The organism is Kribbella sp. NPDC051718 (assembly GCF_040681515.1).
Classification (GTDB): Bacteria; Actinomycetota; Actinomycetes; order Propionibacteriales; family Kribbellaceae; genus Kribbella.
In genome coordinates this window covers 1,135,310-1,157,161 of record NZ_JBFAYZ010000001.1, presented here as the reverse complement: position 1 = coordinate 1,157,161, position 21,852 = coordinate 1,135,310, and the positions used below count along the sequence as shown (strand labels likewise).

The 21,852-nt window shown below is 68.0% G+C and carries 20 protein-coding genes; 13 read left to right on the top strand and 7 right to left on the bottom strand.

Annotation, left to right across the window (positions count from 1 at the left end; translation table 11 throughout):
- Window positions 1-35 precede the first annotated feature (35 nt).
- Both AB0M15_RS05680 and AB0M15_RS05675 read right to left on the bottom strand, forming a co-directional pair.
- Window positions 36-599, bottom strand: coding sequence for a DUF4240 domain-containing protein (locus AB0M15_RS05680; protein WP_363814233.1), 564 nt, complete (start codon window positions 597-599; stop codon window positions 36-38).
- Window positions 599-1,159 (bottom strand): sigma-70 family RNA polymerase sigma factor, encoded by a 561-nt coding sequence (locus AB0M15_RS05675; RefSeq protein WP_363814231.1) that lies wholly within the window; start codon window positions 1,157-1,159, stop codon window positions 599-601. The genes AB0M15_RS05680 and AB0M15_RS05675 overlap by 1 nt, the downstream gene beginning before the upstream one ends.
- A 62-nt stretch (window positions 1,160-1,221) precedes the next feature.
- Between AB0M15_RS05675 and AB0M15_RS05670 the strand changes: the two genes are divergently transcribed.
- On the top strand, window positions 1,222-3,147 hold the full coding sequence (locus tag AB0M15_RS05670; protein WP_363814229.1) for a serine/threonine-protein kinase: 1,926 nt from the start codon (window positions 1,222-1,224) through the stop codon (window positions 3,145-3,147).
- Window positions 3,148-3,157: 10 nt separating this feature from the next.
- On the top strand, window positions 3,158-3,280 hold the full coding sequence (locus AB0M15_RS05665; RefSeq protein WP_363814227.1) for a hypothetical protein: 123 nt from the start codon (window positions 3,158-3,160) through the stop codon (window positions 3,278-3,280).
- Between the two features lie 180 nt (window positions 3,281-3,460).
- Here the strand turns inward: AB0M15_RS05665 and AB0M15_RS05660 are convergent, their stop codons facing one another.
- The 4 genes from AB0M15_RS05660 to AB0M15_RS05645 form a co-directional block, all read right to left on the bottom strand.
- Entirely contained in the window at window positions 3,461-4,174 is a 714-nt protein-coding gene (locus AB0M15_RS05660; protein ID WP_363814225.1) for a hypothetical protein, read from the bottom strand.
- A 97-nt stretch (window positions 4,175-4,271) separates the two neighbouring features.
- Window positions 4,272-5,006 (bottom strand): hypothetical protein, encoded by a 735-nt coding sequence (locus AB0M15_RS05655; RefSeq protein WP_363814223.1) that lies wholly within the window; start codon window positions 5,004-5,006, stop codon window positions 4,272-4,274.
- Entirely contained in the window at window positions 5,003-5,614 is a 612-nt protein-coding gene (locus tag AB0M15_RS05650; RefSeq protein ID WP_363814221.1) for a transcriptional regulator, read from the bottom strand. The genes AB0M15_RS05655 and AB0M15_RS05650 overlap by 4 nt, the downstream gene beginning before the upstream one ends.
- A 47-nt stretch (window positions 5,615-5,661) precedes the next feature.
- Complete coding sequence (locus tag AB0M15_RS05645; protein WP_363814219.1) at window positions 5,662-7,092, bottom strand: family 43 glycosylhydrolase; 1,431 nt, start codon at window positions 7,090-7,092, stop codon at window positions 5,662-5,664.
- A gap of 95 nt (window positions 7,093-7,187) precedes the next feature.
- Between AB0M15_RS05645 and AB0M15_RS05640 the strand changes: the two genes are divergently transcribed.
- From AB0M15_RS05640 to AB0M15_RS05615, 6 genes are all read left to right on the top strand, one after another.
- Window positions 7,188-7,442: a hypothetical protein gene (locus tag AB0M15_RS05640; protein WP_363814217.1), complete on the top strand. Its 255-nt coding sequence runs from the start codon at window positions 7,188-7,190 to the stop codon at window positions 7,440-7,442.
- Window positions 7,443-7,693: 251 nt separating this feature from the next.
- Complete coding sequence (locus AB0M15_RS05635; protein ID WP_343974893.1) at window positions 7,694-7,927, top strand: hypothetical protein; 234 nt, start codon at window positions 7,694-7,696, stop codon at window positions 7,925-7,927.
- A gap of 74 nt (window positions 7,928-8,001) precedes the next feature.
- Entirely contained in the window at window positions 8,002-9,198 is a 1,197-nt protein-coding gene (locus AB0M15_RS05630) for a Gfo/Idh/MocA family oxidoreductase (protein WP_363814214.1), read from the top strand.
- A gap of 62 nt (window positions 9,199-9,260) precedes the next feature.
- Window positions 9,261-10,934, top strand: a complete 1,674-nt coding sequence (locus tag AB0M15_RS05625; RefSeq protein WP_363814212.1) for a phosphodiester glycosidase family protein — start codon at window positions 9,261-9,263, stop codon at window positions 10,932-10,934.
- A 146-nt stretch (window positions 10,935-11,080) separates the two neighbouring features.
- On the top strand, window positions 11,081-11,758 hold the full coding sequence (locus AB0M15_RS05620; protein WP_363814210.1) for a hypothetical protein: 678 nt from the start codon (window positions 11,081-11,083) through the stop codon (window positions 11,756-11,758).
- Window positions 11,700-12,728, top strand: coding sequence for a hypothetical protein (locus AB0M15_RS05615; protein WP_363814209.1), 1,029 nt, complete (start codon window positions 11,700-11,702; stop codon window positions 12,726-12,728). The genes AB0M15_RS05620 and AB0M15_RS05615 overlap by 59 nt, the downstream gene beginning before the upstream one ends.
- A 40-nt stretch (window positions 12,729-12,768) precedes the next feature.
- On the opposite strand, the gene AB0M15_RS05610 is transcribed toward AB0M15_RS05615, so the two are convergent.
- Window positions 12,769-13,449 (bottom strand): GntR family transcriptional regulator, encoded by a 681-nt coding sequence (locus AB0M15_RS05610; protein WP_363814207.1) that lies wholly within the window; start codon window positions 13,447-13,449, stop codon window positions 12,769-12,771.
- Between the two features lie 81 nt (window positions 13,450-13,530).
- Here AB0M15_RS05610 and AB0M15_RS05605 point away from each other — a divergent pair, with 81 nt between their 5' ends.
- From AB0M15_RS05605 to AB0M15_RS05585, 5 genes are read left to right on the top strand one after another with little or no spacing between them, the layout of a single operon-like run.
- Window positions 13,531-16,281, top strand: coding sequence for a UxaA family hydrolase (locus AB0M15_RS05605; RefSeq protein ID WP_363814204.1), 2,751 nt, complete (start codon window positions 13,531-13,533; stop codon window positions 16,279-16,281).
- Between the two features lie 25 nt (window positions 16,282-16,306).
- Window positions 16,307-17,197, top strand: a complete 891-nt coding sequence (locus AB0M15_RS05600; protein ID WP_363814202.1) for a fumarylacetoacetate hydrolase family protein — start codon at window positions 16,307-16,309, stop codon at window positions 17,195-17,197.
- The gene (locus AB0M15_RS05595) at window positions 17,194-18,645 is read left to right on the top strand and encodes an aldehyde dehydrogenase (NADP(+)) (RefSeq protein WP_363814200.1); all 1,452 of its coding nucleotides are present in this window, start codon (window positions 17,194-17,196) and stop codon (window positions 18,643-18,645) included. The genes AB0M15_RS05600 and AB0M15_RS05595 overlap by 4 nt, the downstream gene beginning before the upstream one ends.
- Window positions 18,646-18,679: 34 nt before the next feature.
- Window positions 18,680-20,533: an IlvD/Edd family dehydratase gene (locus tag AB0M15_RS05590; protein WP_363814199.1), complete on the top strand. Its 1,854-nt coding sequence runs from the start codon at window positions 18,680-18,682 to the stop codon at window positions 20,531-20,533.
- On the top strand, window positions 20,533-21,852 hold the full coding sequence (locus AB0M15_RS05585; RefSeq protein ID WP_363814197.1) for a DUF2088 domain-containing protein: 1,320 nt from the start codon (window positions 20,533-20,535) through the stop codon (window positions 21,850-21,852). Before AB0M15_RS05590 ends, AB0M15_RS05585 begins: the two co-directional genes overlap by 1 nt.

Sequence of the window (21,852 nt, the reverse complement as noted above, 5' to 3'; positions counted from 1 at the left end):
CCATCTGAGCACACCGAAGCCTTTTCGGGGAGCCCCTACCGATCGTTGCGTACCGGGTCCTTGGGCTCACTGGAGAACGGCCCGTACACCGCGGTCAGCCGCGGATAACGCTCCGCCATCACTCCCACACTCTCCACGAACCGAACCCCGGCCAGATCCTCCTGAAACTCGACCCCCTCACGCTCCGGCAGCAAGTCCCAGATCTCACCACCAGCCAGCTCCGCGAACACCTCCGCCGCCACGCCGGCGTACATCTCGGCGGCGCCCAGCTCCTCCTGATCGTCCAGCCCGGCATCGACGATCGAGTCGGGATCGGCCCGGAAACGCTCGTACGTCGTGCGGCCCTGCGCGATCACCCAGGACCGGAAGTCGGTGAAGGTGTCGTCACCGACCCAGCCGAGCATCACCGAGGCAGCACCCACGTGCTCCCAGCTGTAGATCGCCCTGCTGGCTTCTGTGAAGACAGCGTCGAAGGCAACGACCTGGTCCTGGCCGAGTTCGAGCAACGCGCCGCCCAAGTGCTCGGCCTGGTCTTCGAGCGAATTGTCGGACGCCTCGCGGGATGCCTCGACGAGTGCCCAGAAGGTGTTCTCGTCCATCAGTCCTTCGGGCGGAGGAGGGGGCGGACTACCTCGCGGGCGTCGTGGATTCGGGACTTGATTGTGCCGAGCGGGGCTCCGACCTCGGCGGCGATTTCCTCGTAGGAGAGGCCGTAGACGTCACGTAGTACCAGTGGGGTCACCATCTGTGGGCGGTCTCGCTCCAGGGTCTCCAGGGCTTCCAGGAGGTCCAGGCGGGTGCCGGCGATGACGCTGGTGGTCCGGGGGTCCGGCTTGTCCATCTGCTCGGGGTTGTGCGCCGCCTGGGCGGTCCGCTTCAGCTTGCGGTACGTCGAGCGGGCCGAGTTCGCCGCGACCGAGTGGACCCAGGTCGAGAAGCTGCTGCGGCCGGAGTACGTGTGGATCTTGGTGGCGATGTTGAGCAGCGCCTCCTGAGCCGCGTCCTCGGCGTCCGCGGAGTACGGCAGCACGCTGCGGCAGATCCGCAGGACGCGCGGGTGGACCAGTCTGAGCAGGTCGTCCATGGCGTTCTTGTCGCCTGCGGCGGCACGCTCGGCCAGGACGGCCAGTTCATCGGTCGGGCTGCTGCTTTCGCTCATCTGCGCCTTCGTTGTCATCGGTCCCCAGGGCGTAGGACTCCGCGTGCACCATAATGCCTTGTATGGGGGTCCCATCCAGACTAGGCCGGTACGTCGTGCGCCGCCGCCTGGGCTCAGGCGGTTTCGCCACCGTATGGCTTGCGCACGACGAGCAACTTGACGCCGAGGTGGCGGTCAAGGTGCTGGCGGACAACTGGGCACATGACGATTCGGTCCGCCGCCGCTTCCTCGAGGAGGGGCGGTTCCTGCGCCGGGTCGAGTCCGAGCACGTCGTCCAGGTGCACGACGTGGGGGAACTGGAGGACGGCAGGCCGTTCCTGGTACTCACGTACGCCGACCGTGGCACGCTCGCCGACCGGCTCAAGAAGGAGCCGCTACCGCTGGAGCCGGCGATCGGGGTGATCGTCCAGGTGGGGCGTGGGCTCCAGGCGCTGCACCGGCGTGGGCTGCTGCACCGTGACGTGAAGCCGGCCAACGTGCTCTTCCGCAGTACCGACGACGACGGCGAGCGGGCTGTCCTGTCCGACCTGGGCCTGGGCAAGTCGCTCGACGAGGTGTCGAGAATCACCATGCCCGGCGGGACGCCGTCGTACGTCGCACCCGAGCAGGCGATGGGGGAGCGGCTCGACCAGCGCGCGGATCAGTACTCCCTGGGCGCCGTCGCGTACGCAGCGTTGACCGGCCGGTCCCCGCACCAGGTGGACGGCCTAGGCGCTGCCGGACGCGTCAAGGCGGCCCCGCCACCCAGCTCACTCGGCTTCACCGTCCCGGAGCGCGTCGACGCGGCGATCGTCCGCGCCCTCGACCCGGACCGCGAGAAGCGCTGGCCCGACATCGAGTCCTTCACCCGCGAACTCGTCGGCGGCCTCGACGAAACCACCCAGAACTTCATCGCCTCAGCCGGTACCCCGGTAGCCACCTTCGCGACGATCGCATCAAGCACCCCGGTCTCCGCCACGGACGAGACCGAGGTAGGCGAGAAAACCGCCCTCAGCGACTCCAACGCCCCCACCGTCATCAAGACCGGCACGACCACCGTCGCAGCCGACGCCACCCCCCTAGCCGACCGCGAAACCACCGATCCAACCACCGCAGTCGGCACAACAACCACCCCCGCCGGCACCGCGACCTCTGCCGCAGCCGCCGGCACAGCGCCCTCCGGCGCACCCGCCAGCGCAGCGCCCGCTGGCAGCGCCGGCACAACAACCACCACCCCCGGCGCCGCCGCAGCAACAACCGGCGCGGCCGCCGGCATAGCGACCGCTGGCGCAGCCGGCACAGCGACCCCCGGCGCGCCCGCAGGCGCAGCAACCTCCGGCGCGCCCGCTGGCGTAGCCGGGACCGCCGATGCGCCGCCGGCCTCCAGCGGCGCAGCCAGCACCGCTGCAGCCACCGGAGCCGCGACCGATTCCTCCGCTCCCGCAGGGTCCGCCTCGCCGCCTCGGCGTCGCCGCGGCCGTTGGGTGCTGGCCGCGATACTGGCCCTCCTGCTAGGCGGCGGCGCCGGCTTCGGTGTTCAGCGGTATCTGGAGACGACGAGCGGGTTCGCCAAGATCACCGAGGAGCACTTCTCGGTCAAGACCCCACGCAACTGGATGGGCGTCGTGTCTGCCTCGACCTGGCATCCGCCGGGCTCTCAGCAGGAGCGGCGGGCCCTGCTGGTCAGCAAGGACACCACCTGGAACACCCCGGACAACAACACCCCGGGTGTCTTCATCGGCCAGTTGGCGACCCCCTTCAGTCCGTCGAAGGTCCTGGTGGATCCGAAGAAGTACGGCTGCACCACGGTCGGCAACCCGACCACCACGACCGAGGGCACGACAACCTATCTGGACCAGATTTCGGAGAATTGCGGAAACGGCACTACGCTGCTCCAGCGAGTAGTCAGCACGGGGAATGACAACTCGCTCCTGATCCAGGTCCAGGTGCCTGGATCCGAGCGCGACAAGGCCGTCGAGGTGGCCGCGTCGGTCACCTTTACCAGCTGAAGGATCCCCCGTGAGAGTTGTCGTCGCCGAGCGACTCCGTCCGTCCCCCGCCCTGGTCCAGTCGAGCCGCCGCCGCTTCTACCGCCTACGTTCGGCAATCTTCCGCGCCATCTGGCCCGTCGACGCCTGCTGACTCAACGGGCCACCCAGCTGCCCACGAGCCTGAGCAACCAGAGCCCGGCCCAGCCGCCTCAGCGGCATTCGGTGCCCTAGGCATCGATCTCGCGGGCGACCCCTCACCCCGCCGGCTCCTACCCGCGCGCCGTCACCCTCACCGCCACCGGCGAGCAACGCATCGCCGGACTCCTGGCACTCAGTTGAGCGGCTCGTCCGACCGCGTCGCCGACTCGGAGGCGTGGTCGAGGATGTCGGCCAGCGCCGACTCGTCCTGCGGCAGGCCGGTGACCGCGATCTCCAGGATGCACAGGCCTTCGTCGTCGGCGACCCAGCGGATCAGCCCGAGCTTGAGGGTGTTGTTGTCGGGGTCGGCGTAGTTGTAGGTCAGCGTCGCGTTCTTGGTCGCCGGATCGACGGTGTGCGACAGCACCGAGACCATCTTGTCCGCTGGCAGGGCCTTGAACTGACCGATCCGGACCTTCATCGAGTCCTCCGGCGGCCGGGTGATCTTGAAGCCGCCCTGCACCCGGACCGCACGCCGGCGTTCCGGCTCGTTGAACTTCATGTCCTTCACCGGATCCTGCAGGGTCATCTCCCACCTGCTGGGCACCCGGACGCTGACATGTGACCTGACCACGCTGCTCACGTCGAAGACGCGGGTCCGGTAGCGGATGTCGTCCGCCTGCAACGGCTCGCTGTCGTCCCGCCGGAGCTTCCGGGAAGGCGTGGACGACGGGGTCGAGGAAGGCGTCCCGGCGGAAGCCCCGGGCAGCGGCGCGGCCGTAGTACCGGCCGATGCCTGTTGCCCGGTCGTCACCAGCCCGAGCCCGTAGCCCCCTGCTCCCCCGAGCAGGGTGACTGCGAGCAGGCCGGAACCGAGCAGCGCGCGTCCGACACCCCTACCGGCCACGCCCACCCCTCCTCACGGTCCGCCCCCGATACGTCTATGACACCGTAAACCGTCAAAAGGTTGCCAATGAATTCCCGCTGCCCGATCGGGCGTGAGATCAGTCGCGGATGCGGACCGACGCGGTCGCCTCGGCGAGGATCTTCTCCAGCACCTTCTGCTCCTTCGGCAGCCCGGTAACGCTCATCGAGATGGTGGCCACGTCGCCGTCGCCGGTCGCGACGAAACGGACGATCACGTACCGGGTGGTCGCCCCCGGGATGTAGGTGTAGACCAGCGTCGCCACCGGCCGCAGCTTGCCGTCGTCGTCCTTGACCTGGCCGACGCCCTGGAACAGGGGCTGGAAGTCGTTCTGGTACGGCTGGCTGGACTGGAGCTGCGTCATCAGGACCTCGAGCGAGTCCTTCACCGTCTGCTCGGGCGACAGCGCCGACTGCACCCGGACCGCGCGCTCGCCCGAGGGGTCGACGAACCTGACCTCGGAGGGCTTGTCCTTGGTGGGGTTGAGCACCCAGCCGGCCGGCACCCTGATCGACAACCTCACCTCGCCGGCGACGTCCCCGGTGACGGTGAAGTTGCGGGTCTTGAACTCCAGGTCGTCGATGTCCAGCGCCTCGAGCGGATTCGGCTGCGGCGTCTTGCGGATCAACGGGACCGATGGGGTGCTCGACGGGGTCGGTCCGGGAGTCGGGGAGGTCGCCACGTCGGCCGGCAGCGGCCCGGCGTACCCGCCGGCCGTCACCCGCCCGTCGAACCGTTGGCCGCCCAGGTAGCCGCCCGCGCCGCCGAGGAGAGCGAGCAGCACGATGCCGCTCACCAGGACCGGAGCCTTCATCCGTGCACCAGGTCCCAGAATGCCAGTTCGAAGCGCAGTACTCGGTCGAAGGCCACTGTCATGGCCGGGGTCAGCGGTTCGCGGTCGACCAGGTCGGCCAGCTGTTCGACGTACGCCGCGAACTCCGGCGACGACCAGTTCGCGATGAATCCGGCGTACTGCGTATCGGGCCCGGTGGTGTCGCGCACCGACGCCCAGGCGTCGTAGTAGGCCTTCTCGACCGCATAGAGCACGGTGATCCCTACCGGCCAGCCCTCCTCGACCGAGGTGAACAGGTACGCCGAATAGCCCAGGTTCAGCAGCGACGGCTCGACGGCAAGGTCGACACCGCGCTCGGCCGCAGCCGCCTCGAACAGCGCGAGCTCCGGTACGAGCGCGGCCAGCCCACCCGCGAGCACCTTCCGCGCCTCGTCGTCAGGTGCCACCGCGGACAGCGCCTCGAGGTACCGGTGGAACGACCGGACGAAGAAGCAGTCCTCGGCGATCCACCGGTCGAAGGTAGCCTTGGGCAACGAACCGGCGGAGGTCCGGGAGACGAACGGGTGGTCCAGGATCCGCTGCCAGGCGGCTGCCTGCGCGGTCAGCAGGGCACGGGTGGTCTCGGGCACCTCGCCATCTTCTCAGGCAACTACCACCGCGACCCTACTGAAACCTTTCAAGAGTAGATCTCGATCCGGTCGAGGCTGATCACGGTGTTGCTGGACGACCCGTTCTTGCTCCCGGTCACCCGCACCTTCAGCGTGTGCGGACCGTTGGCCAGCGTTGGACTGACGTAGATCAGCTGCTCACCGACCCGGATCGAGCTGTAGTAGTCGATGCGTTGTTCGGCGCCGCCGTCGATGGAGATGCCGGCGATGCCGTTGCCGGTGTCCAGCACGCTGAGCAGGGCGACCTTGGTACCGGTGAAGCGGATCGTCGCCGACGCGTTGAGCTGGTTGCTCCAGTGGTCGTTGCCCCAGAAACACTGATTGCCGCAGCCCGAGCCGGACGACCATGTACCGGAGTACTGGACCTGGTTCTGGCCGGTGCCGACGTCGGTGTCGTTGATGACCGAAGTGGCGGCTCCGGGGTCGCCGGACGGCAGGTTCTGGGTCGCGCCGGCGGCGAGTGGGCTGCCGAGGTTCGGCGTACCGTCCGCGTTCCAGCTGATCTTCTGCACCCGCGCGGTCCGGAAGGAGTACGTGTAGGTGCTGGTGTTCTTGCCGTGGTACGCGATCCAGTCCTCGGTACCGTCCGGCGACTGGAAGAAGGAGTGGTGCCCTGGTCCCCAGACGCCGGTCGTGTCGTTGCGCGAGAAGATCGGTCCCGGGTGCTGGACCCAGTTGGGCGCGACCATCGGGTCGGCGCCGTTCGCGATGCTCTTCATCCACAACTGGTAGTCCGGCTTGCCGGTGTCGCAGGTCGAGTACGTGAGGAACGTCCGCCCGTTGCGATACAACGGCGTCGGACCTTCCCGTACCTCCGTACAGCCACCGTCCGCGGGGATCGCGACCCGGGCGCCCGTCGCTGTCCAGGGGTTGCTCATCCGGACGATGTACAGCTGCGCCGGTCCACCTTGGCCGCGACCGGGGCCGGTCCAGACGAAATACTGCTGGCCGTTGTGGGTGATCGGCTCACCGTCGATCGCGTACTCGCCGAAGTCCGCGATCTTCGCCTTGAAGCTGTACGGCCCGGTCGGGTCGTCGCCGGCAGACTCGAGGACGTACATGCGGTGGTTCGCGTCGACCCCGTCGGAGGCCGTGTAGTAGATGTACCAACGGCTGCCGACATGGCGGAACGCCGGCGCCCACATCTGGGTGTTCCGGCTCGGGTCGGTGTCGCGCCAGACCACCTTCTCCGGCGCGACCAGCAGCGTCGCCAGGCTCGGTGACGACCAGATGCCGATGTGGTCGCCGGTCGTGGTCGCCACGTGGTACCGGCCGCCGTAGTAGAAAAGCGACGGGTCGGCGCCCGGGTTGACGGGGTTGCGGAAGGTCTGGGTTTGGATGGTCTTCTCCAGTACCGGCGCGGAGGTGGCCGGTAGTCCGGTCAGCAGGACGGCGGCGGCGAGCGCGGCCGTGAGTACAGCGGGGCGGATGTACTTCATGGTTGGTTTTACAACGATAGAAGTGGGTTTGTGAACCGTTCACACCAGAACAAAATGGCTGGCCAGGATCCGTCGGGAATGGAACCGTGGAGATCATGGGGGACGTCCTAGACCGCATGAAGCTCAAGGTTCGCGTGGTGCACTACCACCGCGGCGACGTTGACTGCTGGTACGCCGACATCGACGACGCCGACGATCGCCAGCCCGACGACCCGTACTGGTACGTCGACGGCTGCCGTACGCAGGCCGAGGCGCTGTCCGCCGCCTGCACCCAGCTCGCCGCCTTCGACCAGGCCGTCGCGGCCGGCGCCTACCCCCTCCGGCTGAGCGACCGCGGCCTCGCCGCCTGAGCGCTGCCAGACCTCCGATGTCCTGGGTGGTGGTCGGTGGCGATGGTTGCCCGCGCCCCGGATCGTCTCGCTGAGTAATTGGTTGCTTACTACACGCATCGCTAGCCAAGACAGGTGTGGAGCCAATAATCTTTACCAAGATTTAGGCGTGACGTCCGCGCGAGCCGTTCGTTGATCAGTCAGACAACGTGCCGATCAAGATCGGATCTCCTGGGGACTTGTCACCGAATCGACTGGGGAAAGGCTCGCCCGTGCACAGATTCAACCCACCGCCCAGCTGGCCCGAGCCGCCGACGGCTGCGTGGCGTCCGCCGGTCGGCTGGGAGCCCGACCCGGAGTGGCCGGACGCTCCCGCGGGCTGGGGATTCTGGCTCAACCGGCACGGCCGCAAGGCCAGTGGACCGATCGGCGCGTACGGCGCCGTCGACGCCGGCCGCCTCGAGCTGGCCACCGCGGATCGCTCGCTCCTGCTGATGCACGGCTGAAAGCTGCAGTAACGCGCGTCTTGATGTGCGGAATTGTTCTTACGTGATCAGGCGATGTGTGATTGCCTGGGGGTATGAGCATCAGCATCGGTGTGGTCGGAGCCGGACAGTTCGCCCCCTCGTTCCTGCGGTTGTGGTCGGCTCACCCTGACGTCAAGGACGTCCGGCTGACCGATGTGGTGCCTGACCGGACGGCCGAGCTGGCCGCCAAGCAGGGGGTCGCGCTCACGTACCAGTCGTTCGAGGAGATGCTCGCCTCCGACGTCGACGCGGTGGCGATCTTCACCCAGCGCTGGCTGCACGGCGAGATGGCGATCCAGGCGCTGGAGGCCGGCAAGCACGTCTACTCGACGGTGCCGATGGCGATCGAGGCGGACCAGATCGCGCGGATCATCGAGCTGGTCAAGGAGACCGGCCTGACCTACATGATGGGCGAGACGAGCTTCTACTACCCGTCGTCGGTGTACTGCCGGCAACGGCTCGCGGCCGGGGACTTCGGTCGCGTCTTCTACTCCGAGGGCGACTACGTCCACGACATGGATCTCGGGTTCTACGCGGCGTACCAGTACAGCGGTGGCGAGGACTGGAAGAAGACCGCGTCCTTCCCGCCCATGCTCTACCCGACGCATGCCGTCGGCAACGTCTTGTCGGTGACCGGCCAGCACGCCACGCATGTCTCCTGTATCGGCGTTCAGGACGACCGTGGTGACGGTGTGTTCGACAAGGACGTCAGCCAGTTCGACAACGACTTCAGCAACGCGACGGCGCTGTTCAAGCTCGCCGACGGCGGCATCATGCGCACCAACGAGATGCGTCGCGTCGGGTACCCGTCGCACATCCGGGAGTCGCGGCTGCGCGTCTTCGGTACCGAGGGCAGCTTCGAGCAGCTGGCGACGACGACGCTCTGGCAGAACAAGGAGGGTGTCGAGGACATCTCTGCGTTGATGGCGACCGAGGCAAGCGGCTCGCTCGACGACGCCGATCTCGCCAACGTCGACCCGGCGCTGCGTGATGCCTTCCTGTCCGGTCTCTCCCCGGTCCATGACCGCGACCGGCTGCCGGCCGAGTTCGCCGGCCTCCACAACGGCCACGAAGGCTCCCACCACTTCCTGGCCGACGACTTCGTCCGCGCGGTCGCCGACAAGACCCTCCCCCCGATCAACGCCTGGGTCGCCGCCCGCTACACCCTCCCCGGCATCTACGCCCACCAGTCGGCGTTGCAGGGCGGCGTCCAGCTGGAGATCCCCGACCATGGCGACGCTCCCGCCTGAGTTCGTAGCCAGTTCACCGCGGGGTCATTGCGGGTAGTCAGGTACTGACATAGGAATGACCTATGACCTCCCGCCCAGCATTGCCCTCCCGTACTGCGACGCTGGCGGTCGCGGCTTCTCTGGTCGCCGCGTCCGCCCTGGCCGGTACTGCGGCCGCCCAACCATCGGGTGACTCGGCACTCGTCCCGTCCCAGGCCTCCGCCACCCGCGCCTCTGCGGCCCTGCCGCTCGGCCCGGCGACGCTCGCCGAGACCCGCGAGAGCCGGACCCTGCAACCCGGCGTCACCCTGACGACGATCGTGCGCGGCCAAGCTGGAGCGTCATCCTTCTGGACCGTCGAGGTGGCGATCCCCTCCAGTTCGCCCGACCCAGACGCGCCGGCCACCGCCCTCTCGGATCGCGCGGCCGCCGACACCGCCGCGGCCAGACTCCGCACGGCCGGCCTCGATCCCCGCGTGGAAGACGTCCCAACTCCCAAGCTCGCGGATGCCGGCGGTGGCTCCCTCGGCTACCGCGTCCGCCTCGGCTCGTTCCCGACCAAGGCTGAGGCCGACGCCCTGCGAGCGAAGGTCATCGCGGCCGGATTCGGCGGTTCAAGCATCTACACCGGCTGGGACGGCGAGCCCGACGACGTCAGTGGTTCGACCGGGCCTTGGCACGTCCAGGTGCTGACGATCGACCCGAAGAAGTTCCGCGGCGGCCTCGACGCGTCGTACGGGCTCGACCTCGAAGCGCGCGAAACCACCACCACACTCGCCGCGCTCACCGGCGCGACGGCCGCGATCAACGCCGGCTTCTTCGTCCTCGACCCGAAGGCGGGCGCTCCCGGCGACCCGGCCGGCGTCGCGGTCTACGACGGCCGTCTGGTCAGCGAACCGACCGCCGGCCGTCCAGCCTTGGTGATCTCGGACAACGCTCGCGGTACTGCGGTCGAGCGCTTTCGTTGGCACGGTGAAGTGCGAGGCGCCGGCCGCCCGCTCCCGCTGGACGGCCTGAACCGCATCCCGGGTCTGATCCGCAACTGCGGTGGTACGGCCGACGACCTGCCGACCTCCGGGCCCCTCCACGACGTGACCTGTACCGACCCCGACGAGTTGATCGCCTTCGACTCGACCTACGCGGCTCTCACCCCGAGCGGCCCCGGCGCGGAGGTGATCCTCGACCGCCGCGGCACCGCCACCGCGATCCGCCCGACCACCCGCGGTGGTGCGATCCCCGAAGGCGGCCGCACCATCCAGGCCACCGGCACCCAGGTCGCCGCTCTCCTGGCTGCCGCCAAGGTCGGCAAACGCCTTGAAATCAAGGCATCTCTCACCGACCTCCGCGGCCACGACGTCCGGCTCTCACCCCGCACGACAATCGTCAACGGTGGCCCCGAACTGATCCACGACGGCCGCATCAACGCGACCCCGAAGGCCGACGGCATGGCCCCCGCCGACAACCCGAACTTCTACTACGGCTGGGTCCACAAGCGAAACCCCCGCACGATCGCCGGCGTCGACGCCCAAGGCCGCACGGTCCTCATCACCGCCGACGGCCGCAACGTCGACAGCCTCGGCCTGGGCATCGCCGAAGCAGCCGCCGTAGCCAAGTCCTTCGCCCTGCAATCCGCCATCAACCTAGACGGCGGCGGCTCCACCACAATGGTTGCCAACGGCAAGGTCCTGAACACCCCCTCCGACGCCACCGGCGAACGTCCCGTCGGAGACGCCTTGGTGATCACCCCTACCAGATAGTCCCGCGGCCGATTGCGGAACGTCACAGGGCGCGGTGGAGTCTCTACTCCACCGCGCCCTGTTCTGCCAGGATCCCTTGCCGGCAAGAGGAATTCGGTCGATCAACGATTTGGCGGCGCCGCCTACTGAGCGTTATAGTCGAAGATATGTTCGATACGGAGATCGCCAAGATGGATGCGACCGAGGCGCTGACCTCGCTCGCGTCCATGCACGACCTGCGAACCCGTGCCGATCTCGAGATTCTTCGCCTCGCCCAGCATTTCGCCGATCTGTTTCCCGACCCGGCCACGGTCCCCGACCATGTCTCACTGCCCGGCGGCGAACGCGGTCATGTCTACGGCGGTGCTGGGTGTCCGGCGGTTGCAGAGTTCGCAGTCGCGGAGTTCGGTGCGGCGATCGGTCGCTCGGCAGGCTCTGCCGCGAACCTGATCGGCCAGGCCCTTGCGTTGCGCTATCGACTGCCCTTCCTGTGGGCGCAGGTCGAGTCCCTGAACGCGGAACCGTGGAAGGCGTGCACCGTCGCTACCGCCTGCCTGACCCTGTCGGTCGAGGCCGCCGCGATCGTCGACCGCCGAGTGGCTCCGATCATCAACACCGTCACCCCACGTCAAACTTGCGAACATCGTGAAGGCAGCCGTCTGTCAGGCCGACCCCGAAGGTGCTCGCGCCGCGGCCGACCAGAGGGCCAGGGAGCGCGGTGTGTGGGCCGGCCTCCCCGACGAGCACGGCACTACCAGCCTCCACATCCGTGCTGCGACCGGCGCCGTGATCCGTCTCAAGGCAACCCTGCGCCAGATCGCGGACGTCCTGGCCGAGTTGGGTGACACCGGCACCCTCTCCGAACGCATGGCCCGAGCCGTCGAAGTGATCAGCGACCCCGCCCTCACCCACGAACTCCTCACCATCACCCATCACCTCACCACAACCGCCCCGGCCACTGCAGACAGTTCCACCGCTGCCACCGCAGACGCCACCAGCCCGGCCGCCGACGCTTCCGCTGAGGCCTGGCCCGAGCCGGATCCGGCCGGCGACTCATGGTTTGCCGTTGATGAACCGGGCCAGGATGACGAGGCTGGCCGGAATCCGCAGCCTCCCAGTGACCCGATGAACGACGACCCACCCGATGCCTCAGCGGCGAGCGAGTCAGGCGGTGCAACTGACACCGAGCCAACTGACACCGAGTCGGCGGGAACGGCTGGTCCGGTAATGGATGGGACTGCGCTCCAGGGGCTCCGCTTGAAGCTGGCCGCGATCCGCCGCGAGGCCTACAGCACCGGAATCGGCGCGACTGGGTACCGCCCGGCGGCGACCACCATGTACCTGCACATCACCGACCGCACCCTGCTGGATGGGGGCGGTGTCGCCCGCGTCGAGCGGTTCGGGCCTGTCTTCGCGGCCCGGCTGGAGGAGTTGCTCGGCCACGGCCAGATCGTGGTGAAGCCGGTGATCGACCTGGAGAAGAAGCTCAACACCAACGCCTACGAGGTCCCGCGAGAGCTCCGTGAACATCTCAAGCTCATCCACCCCGTCGAGCAGTTCCCGTACGGGTCGGCCGAGACCACCAACAGCACTGACCTCGATCACATCCAGCCGTACGACTTCACCGACACCGGCCCACCAGGTCAGACCACCATCACCAACCTCGCCCCGTTACGGCGCTACAGCCATCGGGTCAAGACCCATGGCCATTGGGCTTACACACGCCTCAACGACACCACCCTCGAATGGACCACCCGCCACGGCCTGAAGTTCCACGTAGACCACCAGGGAACCCATCCAGTCAACCGCCAGTAGGCGGGCTCGCGTATCGCTCAACCGAACCCATCGCCGCAACCTACTGTTCGTAGACCTTGCGGAGGCGGACGGACATCGAGTTGTCGAGGTGCTTGGTCATTGCGGCCTCGGCGGCGGTGGGGTTGCCGGAGAGGATGGCTTCGACGATCTGGCGGTGTTCGACCAGGACTTCGGGGCCGGTGTCGCGGTCGTAGTGCAGGCGGAAGATATGCAGGTGGCAGTGGGTCCGCTGGAAGGCGAGGCGGACCTGCTCGCTGCCTGACAGTCCGGTGATCAGCGTATGGAACCGGTTGTCGTGCGCGGTGAGCGACTTGTACCCGGCGTAGTCGACTGACGTCGGTTCGACCGCGGTCGCGAGCTCCGCCGTCAGCAGATCGCGGCCCGCGTCGTCGATGAGCTCGGCCGCCCGCCGTGCTGCCCACGGCTCGAGCAGCAGGCGGAAGCGGTACAGGTCATCGAACTCTTCCAGCGACAGCAGGGGAGTAGCCCGGTAGCCCTTCAGTGGTTCCTTGTCCGCCAGCCCCTCCGACTCGAGCCGCGCCAACGCCTCGCGGACCGGCGTGGATGACACCTGGAAGTCCCGCGCCAGACCATCGATCGAGATCCGCGCGCCCGGCCGGATCGCGTGGTCCATCAGCATCGTCTTGATCGCCTCGTAGACGTCGTCGGCCAGCATCTGCCGCCGCAACAGCCGCCGATCCTGCGGCTCCACCGTCTCCATCGGGTTCCCTTCTCCAGGGACTGGTCGTGCCCTTGACCCGGCCTGCGGAGTTCGGCAGGGTGGCACTGGTAATCATGCATCATGCACGATTCCAGCTCGACCAGCCAGCCGGAGGCGGAAACGATGCTCAGGTTCGACGAGATCGGCGTACTGCCCGAGCCGGGCGACAACGTCGCCATCTCCTCGCGCCGCCTCGAGGCCGGTACCGTCGTCGACTTCGCCGGTACGCCGGTGACGCTGCCGCACACCGTGCTCGAAGGCCACCGCTTCGTCGCCCGCCCGGTCGCCACCGGCGAGCCGCTGCTCTCCTGGCACACCCCCTTCGCCCGAGCCCTCCGCGACCTGGAGATCGGTGACTACGTCTGTACGCCGACCAGCCTCGCCGCCGTGGCCGCGCGAGGAGTCGAAGGCCTCCCGAGTGAGCCCAGCGCCAAGAACGAGCCGCTCGACCCGTACGAACTCGACGAGTCGGCCCTCAACCTCGGCCGCCAGGTCACGTCGGTCGAGCAACCCGGCACCTTCCTCGGCTATCCCCGGGAGCAGGGGCCGGCGGGTACGCGCAATCACGTAGTACTGATGGCGACGAGTTCACGCAGCAGCGGATTCGTCACCGAGCTGGCTCGACGGTTCGGCGACGGCTTCGTCGTACCGGTCGCTCATACCGAAGGCGGCGAGGAAGGTACGCCGAACAACCTGGCGTTCCTGCTGGCCACGTTGGCAGGGTTCGCGCTGAACCCCAACGTCGGCGCGGTGCTGATCGTCGACACCGAGGGCGAACTCGTCTCCGGGCAGGCGATCAAGGACTTCATGGCCGAGCGGGGCTATCCGGCGATCCGGGTGCCGCATGCGTACTTCACCAGGCGAGCCGGCTTCGAAGCGGATCTCACCGCTGCGGGTCGACTGGTTGAGCCCTGGTTGCCCATCGTCGCTGCACAGGAAAGGCAGGAGGTACCGCTCGCGGATCTGTGGATCGGGTTGCAGTGTGGCGGGTCGGACGCCTTCTCGGGTGTCAGTGCGAATCCGTTGTCGGGGGCGGTCGCGCGCGAGGTGATCAGGCATGGCGGCATCGCCGTACTGGCTGAGACCGACGAGTTGATCGGCGCCGAGGGCTACGTCCTGAAGAACGTCAGAGACCTGCCGACGGCCAGGCGGTTCCTCAAAACCGTTCAGTCGTTCAAGGAGCGCGTCGGCTGGCACGGCCATACCGCCGAAGGCAATCCGTCCGGTGGCAACGTCTACCGCGGGCTCTACAACATCGTCCTCAAGTCGGTCGGCGCCGCCCGCAAACTGGATCGCGACGTCCGCCTCGACCACGTCATCGACTACGCCGAACGGATGCCCGGCCACGGTTTCGTCTTCATGGACAGCCCCGGCAACGACCTCGAATCCGTCGCCGGCCAGGTCGCCAGCGGCTGCAATCTGATCTTCTTCACCACCGGCAACGGCTCGATCACCAACTTCCCCTTCGTCCCCACCATCAAGTTCGTCACCACCACAACCCGGTACGACCTCCTGCACGCCGAAATGGACGTAGACGCCGGCCGCTACCTGACCGGCACCCCGATGGAAACCTTGACCGAGGAAACCTTCGCCCTGACCGTCCAGGTAGCCTCCGGCCAACCGAGCGCCGGCGAGCGAGCAGGCCACAGCCAGGTCTCCATCTGGCGCAACTGGCGCCAAACCGCCCCCCGCCCCGGCATCTCCATCACCACAGACGGCCGCACCACCATCCCCCTGACAGCCCTCCCCACCGAAGACCGAGACGCACCTCTAGTCGGCACGCCGATCGCCACCGCCGCCGGACCAGCAACTGAGTTCAATGAACTTCGGTTGTTGCGGGTTGATGGGCGGGTGGTGCCTGAGGCTGTTGGGCTGATTCTTCCGACGAGTTTGTGTTCGGGGCAGATTGCTTTGCGGCTGGCTGCTCAAGGGGAACAAGAGCGGTGGGCTGGGGATGCGGTGACTCGGATGGTGGCGTTGCCGCATACCGAGGGGTGTGGATCCAGCGGTGGCGCGTCTGAAGAGACGTTCGCCCGGACGATGCTGGGATATCTGCTCCACCCGAACACCAGGATGGCGTTGCTGCTCGAGCACGGCTGCGAGAAGACGCATAACGACTACTTCCGGTCGCGACTGGTCGAAGCCGGCGCCGACCCGTCGCGTTTCGGCTGGGCGAGCATCCAGGCAGACGGCGGTCTCGATGCCGTCACCGGACGCGTCCGCGACTGGTTCGGCGGCTTCAACCTCCCAGCTCCAGAGGAAGTCCAGAGCACGCTCGGTGAGCTGACCATCGCCCTCGAAGCTCGCGGACCGTTGACCACCGAAACGGCAGAGGCACTCGCACTGACCGGCCGCGAGATCGTCAACGCAGGCGGTTCAGTGGTCCTGTCTTCGCGAGGCGCACTCCTCAACGACGACCGATTCCGGTACGCCGCCTTCGGCACAACCACCCCAGTCGGCCCGACGATCGCCCACGGCCAGCGCTTCACCGCGAAGGGCTGGCACGTGATGCGGATGCCCGGCACCGACTGGATGGAGACCGTCACCGGCTTCGGCGCCGGCGGTGTCCAGCAAGTACTCGCCCACGTCGCCGGCGGCACCCTGTCGGCCCAGCGTTTCGTTCCCGTCATCGAGTTCAGCAGCGACCCCGAGACAGTCGCGCAGTACGGCGACGACCTCGACGCAGTCGCCTCAGGCAACGCGAGCGAACAGGCAGCCGTAGCACTCGAGACCCTGGCCGCAGTAGCGAGCAGACAGCAAGTACCTAAGGCGGTTGCGTCCGGAAACGTCGGCTTCCAGATCACCCGCGGCCTCCTCGGCACCTCGATGTGACCACAAGCTCGAAAGGTGGAACCAAATGCATTTGGTCCGGTACCTGCTCCCGGGACAAAGGCCGCGAGCCGGAGTCCGAACTGGTGACACGGTGGCACCGGTTCGCGGGGTCGCCACGATGGCGGAGCTCCTGCGCCTGAGCGCGGAGGAGTTCCGCTCGGCGACGGATTACCGCGAGGACGGCGTACCGGTGGCTGACGTGACCCTGCTGCCGCCGCTCGACGGGCGCGGCGAGGTCTGGTGCGCCGGCGTCACGTACGAGCGATCCCGCGGCGCGCGGATGGAGGAGAGCACCGAGCAGTCCGTGTACGACCGCGTGTACTCCGCGCCGCGCCCCGAGCTCTTCCCCAAGTCGCCCGCCTGGCGGCTCGTCACCGACGGCGAGCAGATCGGCATCCGCGCCGACTCCGGTCACGACGTACCGGAGCCCGAGCTCGCGATCGTCGCGAACAGCCGCGGCGAGATCGTCGGGTTCACCGTCTGCAACGACGTGTCCTCCCGCTCGATCGAGGGCGAGAACCCGCTCTACATCCCGCAGGCGAAGGTGTTCGCCGGCGGCTGCGCGCTGGCGACCGGGATCCGCCCGGCCTGGGAGGTCGCGGACCCCAAGAACCTGACCATCGAGCTCGTGATCCGCCGCGACGGCGCCGACGTCTTCACCGGTACGACGTCGACGAAACAGCTCGTCCGTGAGCTGACGGATCTGATCGACGTACTGTTCGCCGCCAACGAGTTCCCCGACGGCGTGATCCTGGCGACCGGTACCGGGATCGTGCCGGAACTGGACTTCGCGCTGCGGGCCGGCGACCAGGTGGTGATCTCGATCAGCGAGGTCGGCACGCTGACGAATACGGTGGCAGTCGGCCGGGAACCATTCGCCTTCCTGGCAGCGCAGACTCTGGAGGAGACCCGATGACCCCCGACACCACTCCCGCTGAACTCGACCAGGCACTCAGCGACGCGGCTGCCGCAGCCGGTCCGCTGGCCGCCTCGGAGCCCGGAGTACGAGCCGGCTGGATCCGGGCGGTCGCCGATGCGCTCGATGCCGCCGCGGACGAGCTGGTACCGATCGCGATGCGCGAGTCGTCGCTGCCCGAGGCCCGGTTGCGGGGTGAGGTTGCACGGAGTAGCGGTCAGTTGCGGATGTTCGCCGACGCGCTGGCCGAGGGGTCGCTGCTCGAGATCATCATCGACACGGCCGACCCGCAGGCCAAGCCGGTACCGCGCCCTGACCTGCGGCGCGTGCTCGTGCCGCTCGGACCGGTACTGGTGTTCGCCGCCAGTAACTTCCCCTTTGCGTTCAGTGTTTGCGGCGGTGACACCGCGTCGGCGCTCGCGGCTGGGTGCCCGGTCGTCGTCAAGGCTCATCCGGGGCATCCGGATCTGTCGGTGCGGACGGCTGAGGTGATGATCGAGGCACTGCGTGCCGCTGGTGCGCCAGCTGGCACGCTGGGGTTGATCCAGGGGTACGACGTCGGCGTGACCGCTTTGAAGGATCCGCGGATCACCGCAGCCGGGTTCACCGGGTCGGTGCCGGCGGGCAAGGCGTTGCACGAGATCGCAGTGACGCGGCCCGAGCCGATCCCGTTCTACGGCGAGCTCGGCAGCCTCAACCCGGTCTTCGTCACCCAGGCGGCTGTCGATGCCCGAGGCAACGAAATCGCCACGGGTTACGTCGGGTCGTTCACCCTCGGTGTCGGGCAGCTCTGTACCAAGCCCGGCCTGCTCTTCCTGCCGGCCGGACACGGCCTCTCAGACAAGTTGATCGAGGCGACCGGCGGCGTCGCCGAAGCCCCGATGCTCAACGACAGAATCGCCTCCGGCTTCTCCTCCGGCCTGGACCGCCTCCGCAAGGTAGACGGCCTCCGCGTGCTCAGTGACGGTCCCGCCACCCTGCTCGGTACGACGGTCGCCGAACTGCTCGAACGCCGCGAAGAAATCCTCGAGGAGTGCTTCGGCCCCGTCTCCATCGTCGTCGAGTACTCGTCCCCAGAAGAACTCACCGCCGCGGTAGAAGCCTTCGAAGGCAACCTCACCGCCACCGTCCACGCCGAAGAAGCCGACATCGACCTGGCCCGCGCCTTGCTCCCGCTCCTTACCGCGCGAGCCGGCCGAGTCCTCTGGAACGGCTGGCCGACAGGTGTCGCCGTCTCCTGGGCCCAACACCACGGCGGTCCGTTCCCCTCCACCGTCGGCTCCATCCACACCAGCGTCGGTGTCACGGCCGCCCGCCGTTTCCAGCGTCCCGTCACCTACCAGGACACCCCCGACGCCGTCCTCCCGGAGGTACTGCGCAACACCAACCCCGCCGGCATCCCGCGCCGCGTCAACGGCACCATCACCACCGCCGACGTACCCCGCTAACCACCCCGCACTCCGACAACCGCGGAGGTTCCCCTTGAGCGACTCCACCCTCCCACCCGCCACCGGCGACCCAACCCCGGAGAAGACCGGCCGCCCAGACGGCGCCCCACCCAGCTCCGCCGGTGCGTCCACCCCACCTTCTCCCGCCGCCGCAGGCGGCGGGACCGGACGCCGGAGCTTCGATCACTGGTTCGGGGAGAAGGATCGCAACGGGTTCATCCACCGGTCGTGGATGCGGGCTCAGGGGTTCTCCGACGAGGTGTTCGACGGCCGGCCGGTCATCGGGATCTGCAACACCTGGTCCGAGCTGACGCCTTGTAATGCGCATCTGCGCAGGCTGGCGGAGTCGGTCAAGCGCGGTGTTTGGCAGGCGGGCGGGTTCCCACTTGAGTTTCCGGTGATGTCGCTGGGCGAGACGATGTTGCGGCCGACCGCGATGCTGTTCCGCAACCTGCTCAGCATGGATGTCGAGGAATCCCTGCGGGGCAACCCGATCGACGGCGCCGTCCTGTTGACCGGCTGCGACAAGACCACGCCGGGCTCGATCATGGGCGCGGCCTCCGTCGACCTGCCGACTCTGGTGGTGACCGGCGGCCCGATGCTGAACGGCAAGTTCCGCGGTTGCGACATCGGCTCCGGTACTGCGGTCTGGCGCTTCACCCAGGACGTCAATGCCGGCCGGATGACGCAGGAGGACTACGCCGCCGCCGAATCCGGGATGTCGCGCAGCAACGGCCACTGCATGACGATGGGTACGGCGTCCACGATGGCCTGTATGGCCGAAGCGCTCGGCCTCCAGCTCACCGGCTCGGCCGCCATCCCGGCCGTCGACTCCCGCCGGTACGCGATCGCCCAGCAGGCCGGCCAACGGATCGTGCAGATGGTCGAGGAAGACCTCAAGCCGAGCGACATCCTGACCCGCGACGCGTTCGCGAACGCGGTACGGGCCAATGCGGCGATCGGTGGTTCGACCAACGCGGTGATCCACCTGCTCGCGATCGCCGGCCGGGTCGGCGTCGACCTCACCCTCGACGACATGGACGAGTGGGCTCGCGGCGTACCGTGGCTGGTCGATCTGCAGCCGTCCGGCAAGTACCTGATGGAGGACTTCTACTACGCCGGCGGCCTGCCCGCCGTCCTGCGCGAAATCCTCCCGCTCCTGAAGGCCGACGCGATCACCGTCACCGGCAAGACGATCGGCGAAAACGTCGCGAACACCGAGCGGACCGTCGACACCCAGGTGATCCGAGCCGTCGGCAACCCGCTGGGCAGCGGCGCCGGAACCGCTGTACTCAAAGGAAATCTGGCCCCCGATGGTGCCGTCGTCAAGCAGTCCGCAGCCTCCGAGAGACTGTTGCAGCACCGCGGTAAAGCGCTCGTCTTCAGCAGCATCGAGGAGTACGACCTGGCCGTCGACGACCCCGATCTGGACGTCGACGCCGACACCGTCCTGGTCCTCCAGAACGCCGGCCCGCGCGGCTATCCCGGCATGCCCGAGGTAGGCAACATGACCATCCCTCGCAAGCTGGCCGAACAAGGAGTGGACGACATGGTCCGCATCTCGGACGCCCGCATGAGCGGCACGGCGTACGGCACGGTGGTCCTCCACGTAGCCCCCGAAGCAGCAGTAGGCGGCCCGCTAGCGCTGGTCCAAACCGGCGACTGGATCGAGCTGGACGTCCCCGCCCGCACCCTCCACCTGGACGTCCCCGACGAAGAACTAGCCAAACGCCGAGCCGCCTGGGAATCCGCCCCACCCCCCACCAAGCCGGCAGACCGAGGCTGGGCCCGCCTCTACGTAAACCACGTAACCCAGGCAAACGAAGGCTGCGACCTAGACTTCCTAGTAGGCCGCACCGGCTCAGCCGTAGCCCGCCAGAGCCACTAATGCCTACAGATCAGGGGTGGGGGCCGTTCGAAGCCGTCCGCGGCCTGCGACCGACTGGCACCCTGCCGCAGGTCACGCCCATCCGCCGACTGCTGCATGACGTACCGACGGAGGACGATCCGTATGCCGCCGCGCAACGGGCGCTCGAACCGCTGGCCACCGCGATCCACCCCGGGGACCGGATCGCGGTGACAGCGGGGAGTCGGGGGATCCACGACCTGGTGACCGTCGTACGAGCGGCTGTCGACTGGTTGCGGGCGAGGGGTGCCGAGCCGTTCGTAGTACCGGCGATGGGTTCGCACGGTGGCGCAACGGCTGATGGTCAGCGGGAGATGCTGGCAGGGTTGGGCGTCACCGAGGAATCCATCGGCTGCCCGATCGAGGCGACCATGGAGACGGTTGTCCTGGGCAACTTGCCGGACGGTACGCCGGTACACCACGACGCCCTGGCCGCCAAAGCCGACGGCGTCCTACTCATCAACAGGGTGAAGCCGCACACCGACTTCCACGGTCCCGTCGAGAGCGGCCTGGGCAAGATCCTCGCGATCGGACTCGGCAACCACCAAGGCGCCGCCGCCCTGCACGCCGGTGGCATCCCACTCCTCGGCTCCTCCATCGAACAAGCCGCCCGCACGGTCATCGCCGCCGGCAAGATCCTCGGCGGCCTCGCGATCATCGAGAACGCTTACGAGAAGACAGCCTCCGTCGAGCTGGTCACCCCCGACGGCATCGCTGGAGCAGCAGAGAACGCACTCCTGCAACGAGCCGGCAGCCTGCTGGCCCGACTCCCGTTCGACGACCTCGACGTCCTCGTGGTCGACGAGATGGGCAAGGACAAATCAGGCACCGGCATGGACACCAACGTCCTCGGCCGCTGCTGGGTCTACGGCATCCCCGAGTTCGAGTCCCCGTCGATCGCCGCCGTGAGCGTGCACCGCCTATCAGAGGCCTCCCACGGAAACGCCTCCGGACTCGGCCTCGCAGATGTCATCCCCGCCAGGATGCTCGAACAGATCGACCTGCGGGCCAGTTACGTCAACGCACTCACCTCCGGCGCGGGCGGAGCAAGAAGATCCCGGCTGCCGATGGTGCTGGAGGACGACGCAGCCGCGATCCTGGGCGCAGTGACGATGAGCGGCCGGCGCGACTGGTCCGAGCTGCGCCTGGCGCGGATCGCCGACACGTTGAGACCGAACGAGTTGATGGTGACGCCGGCGCTGCTGGCCGAGGTCGGCGACCGGTTCGACCTCGAGATCACCGGCACCGCACGAGAGCTCACTGGCCCCACGGGCGAGCTGACCAGCTGGGGCGAGTCATGA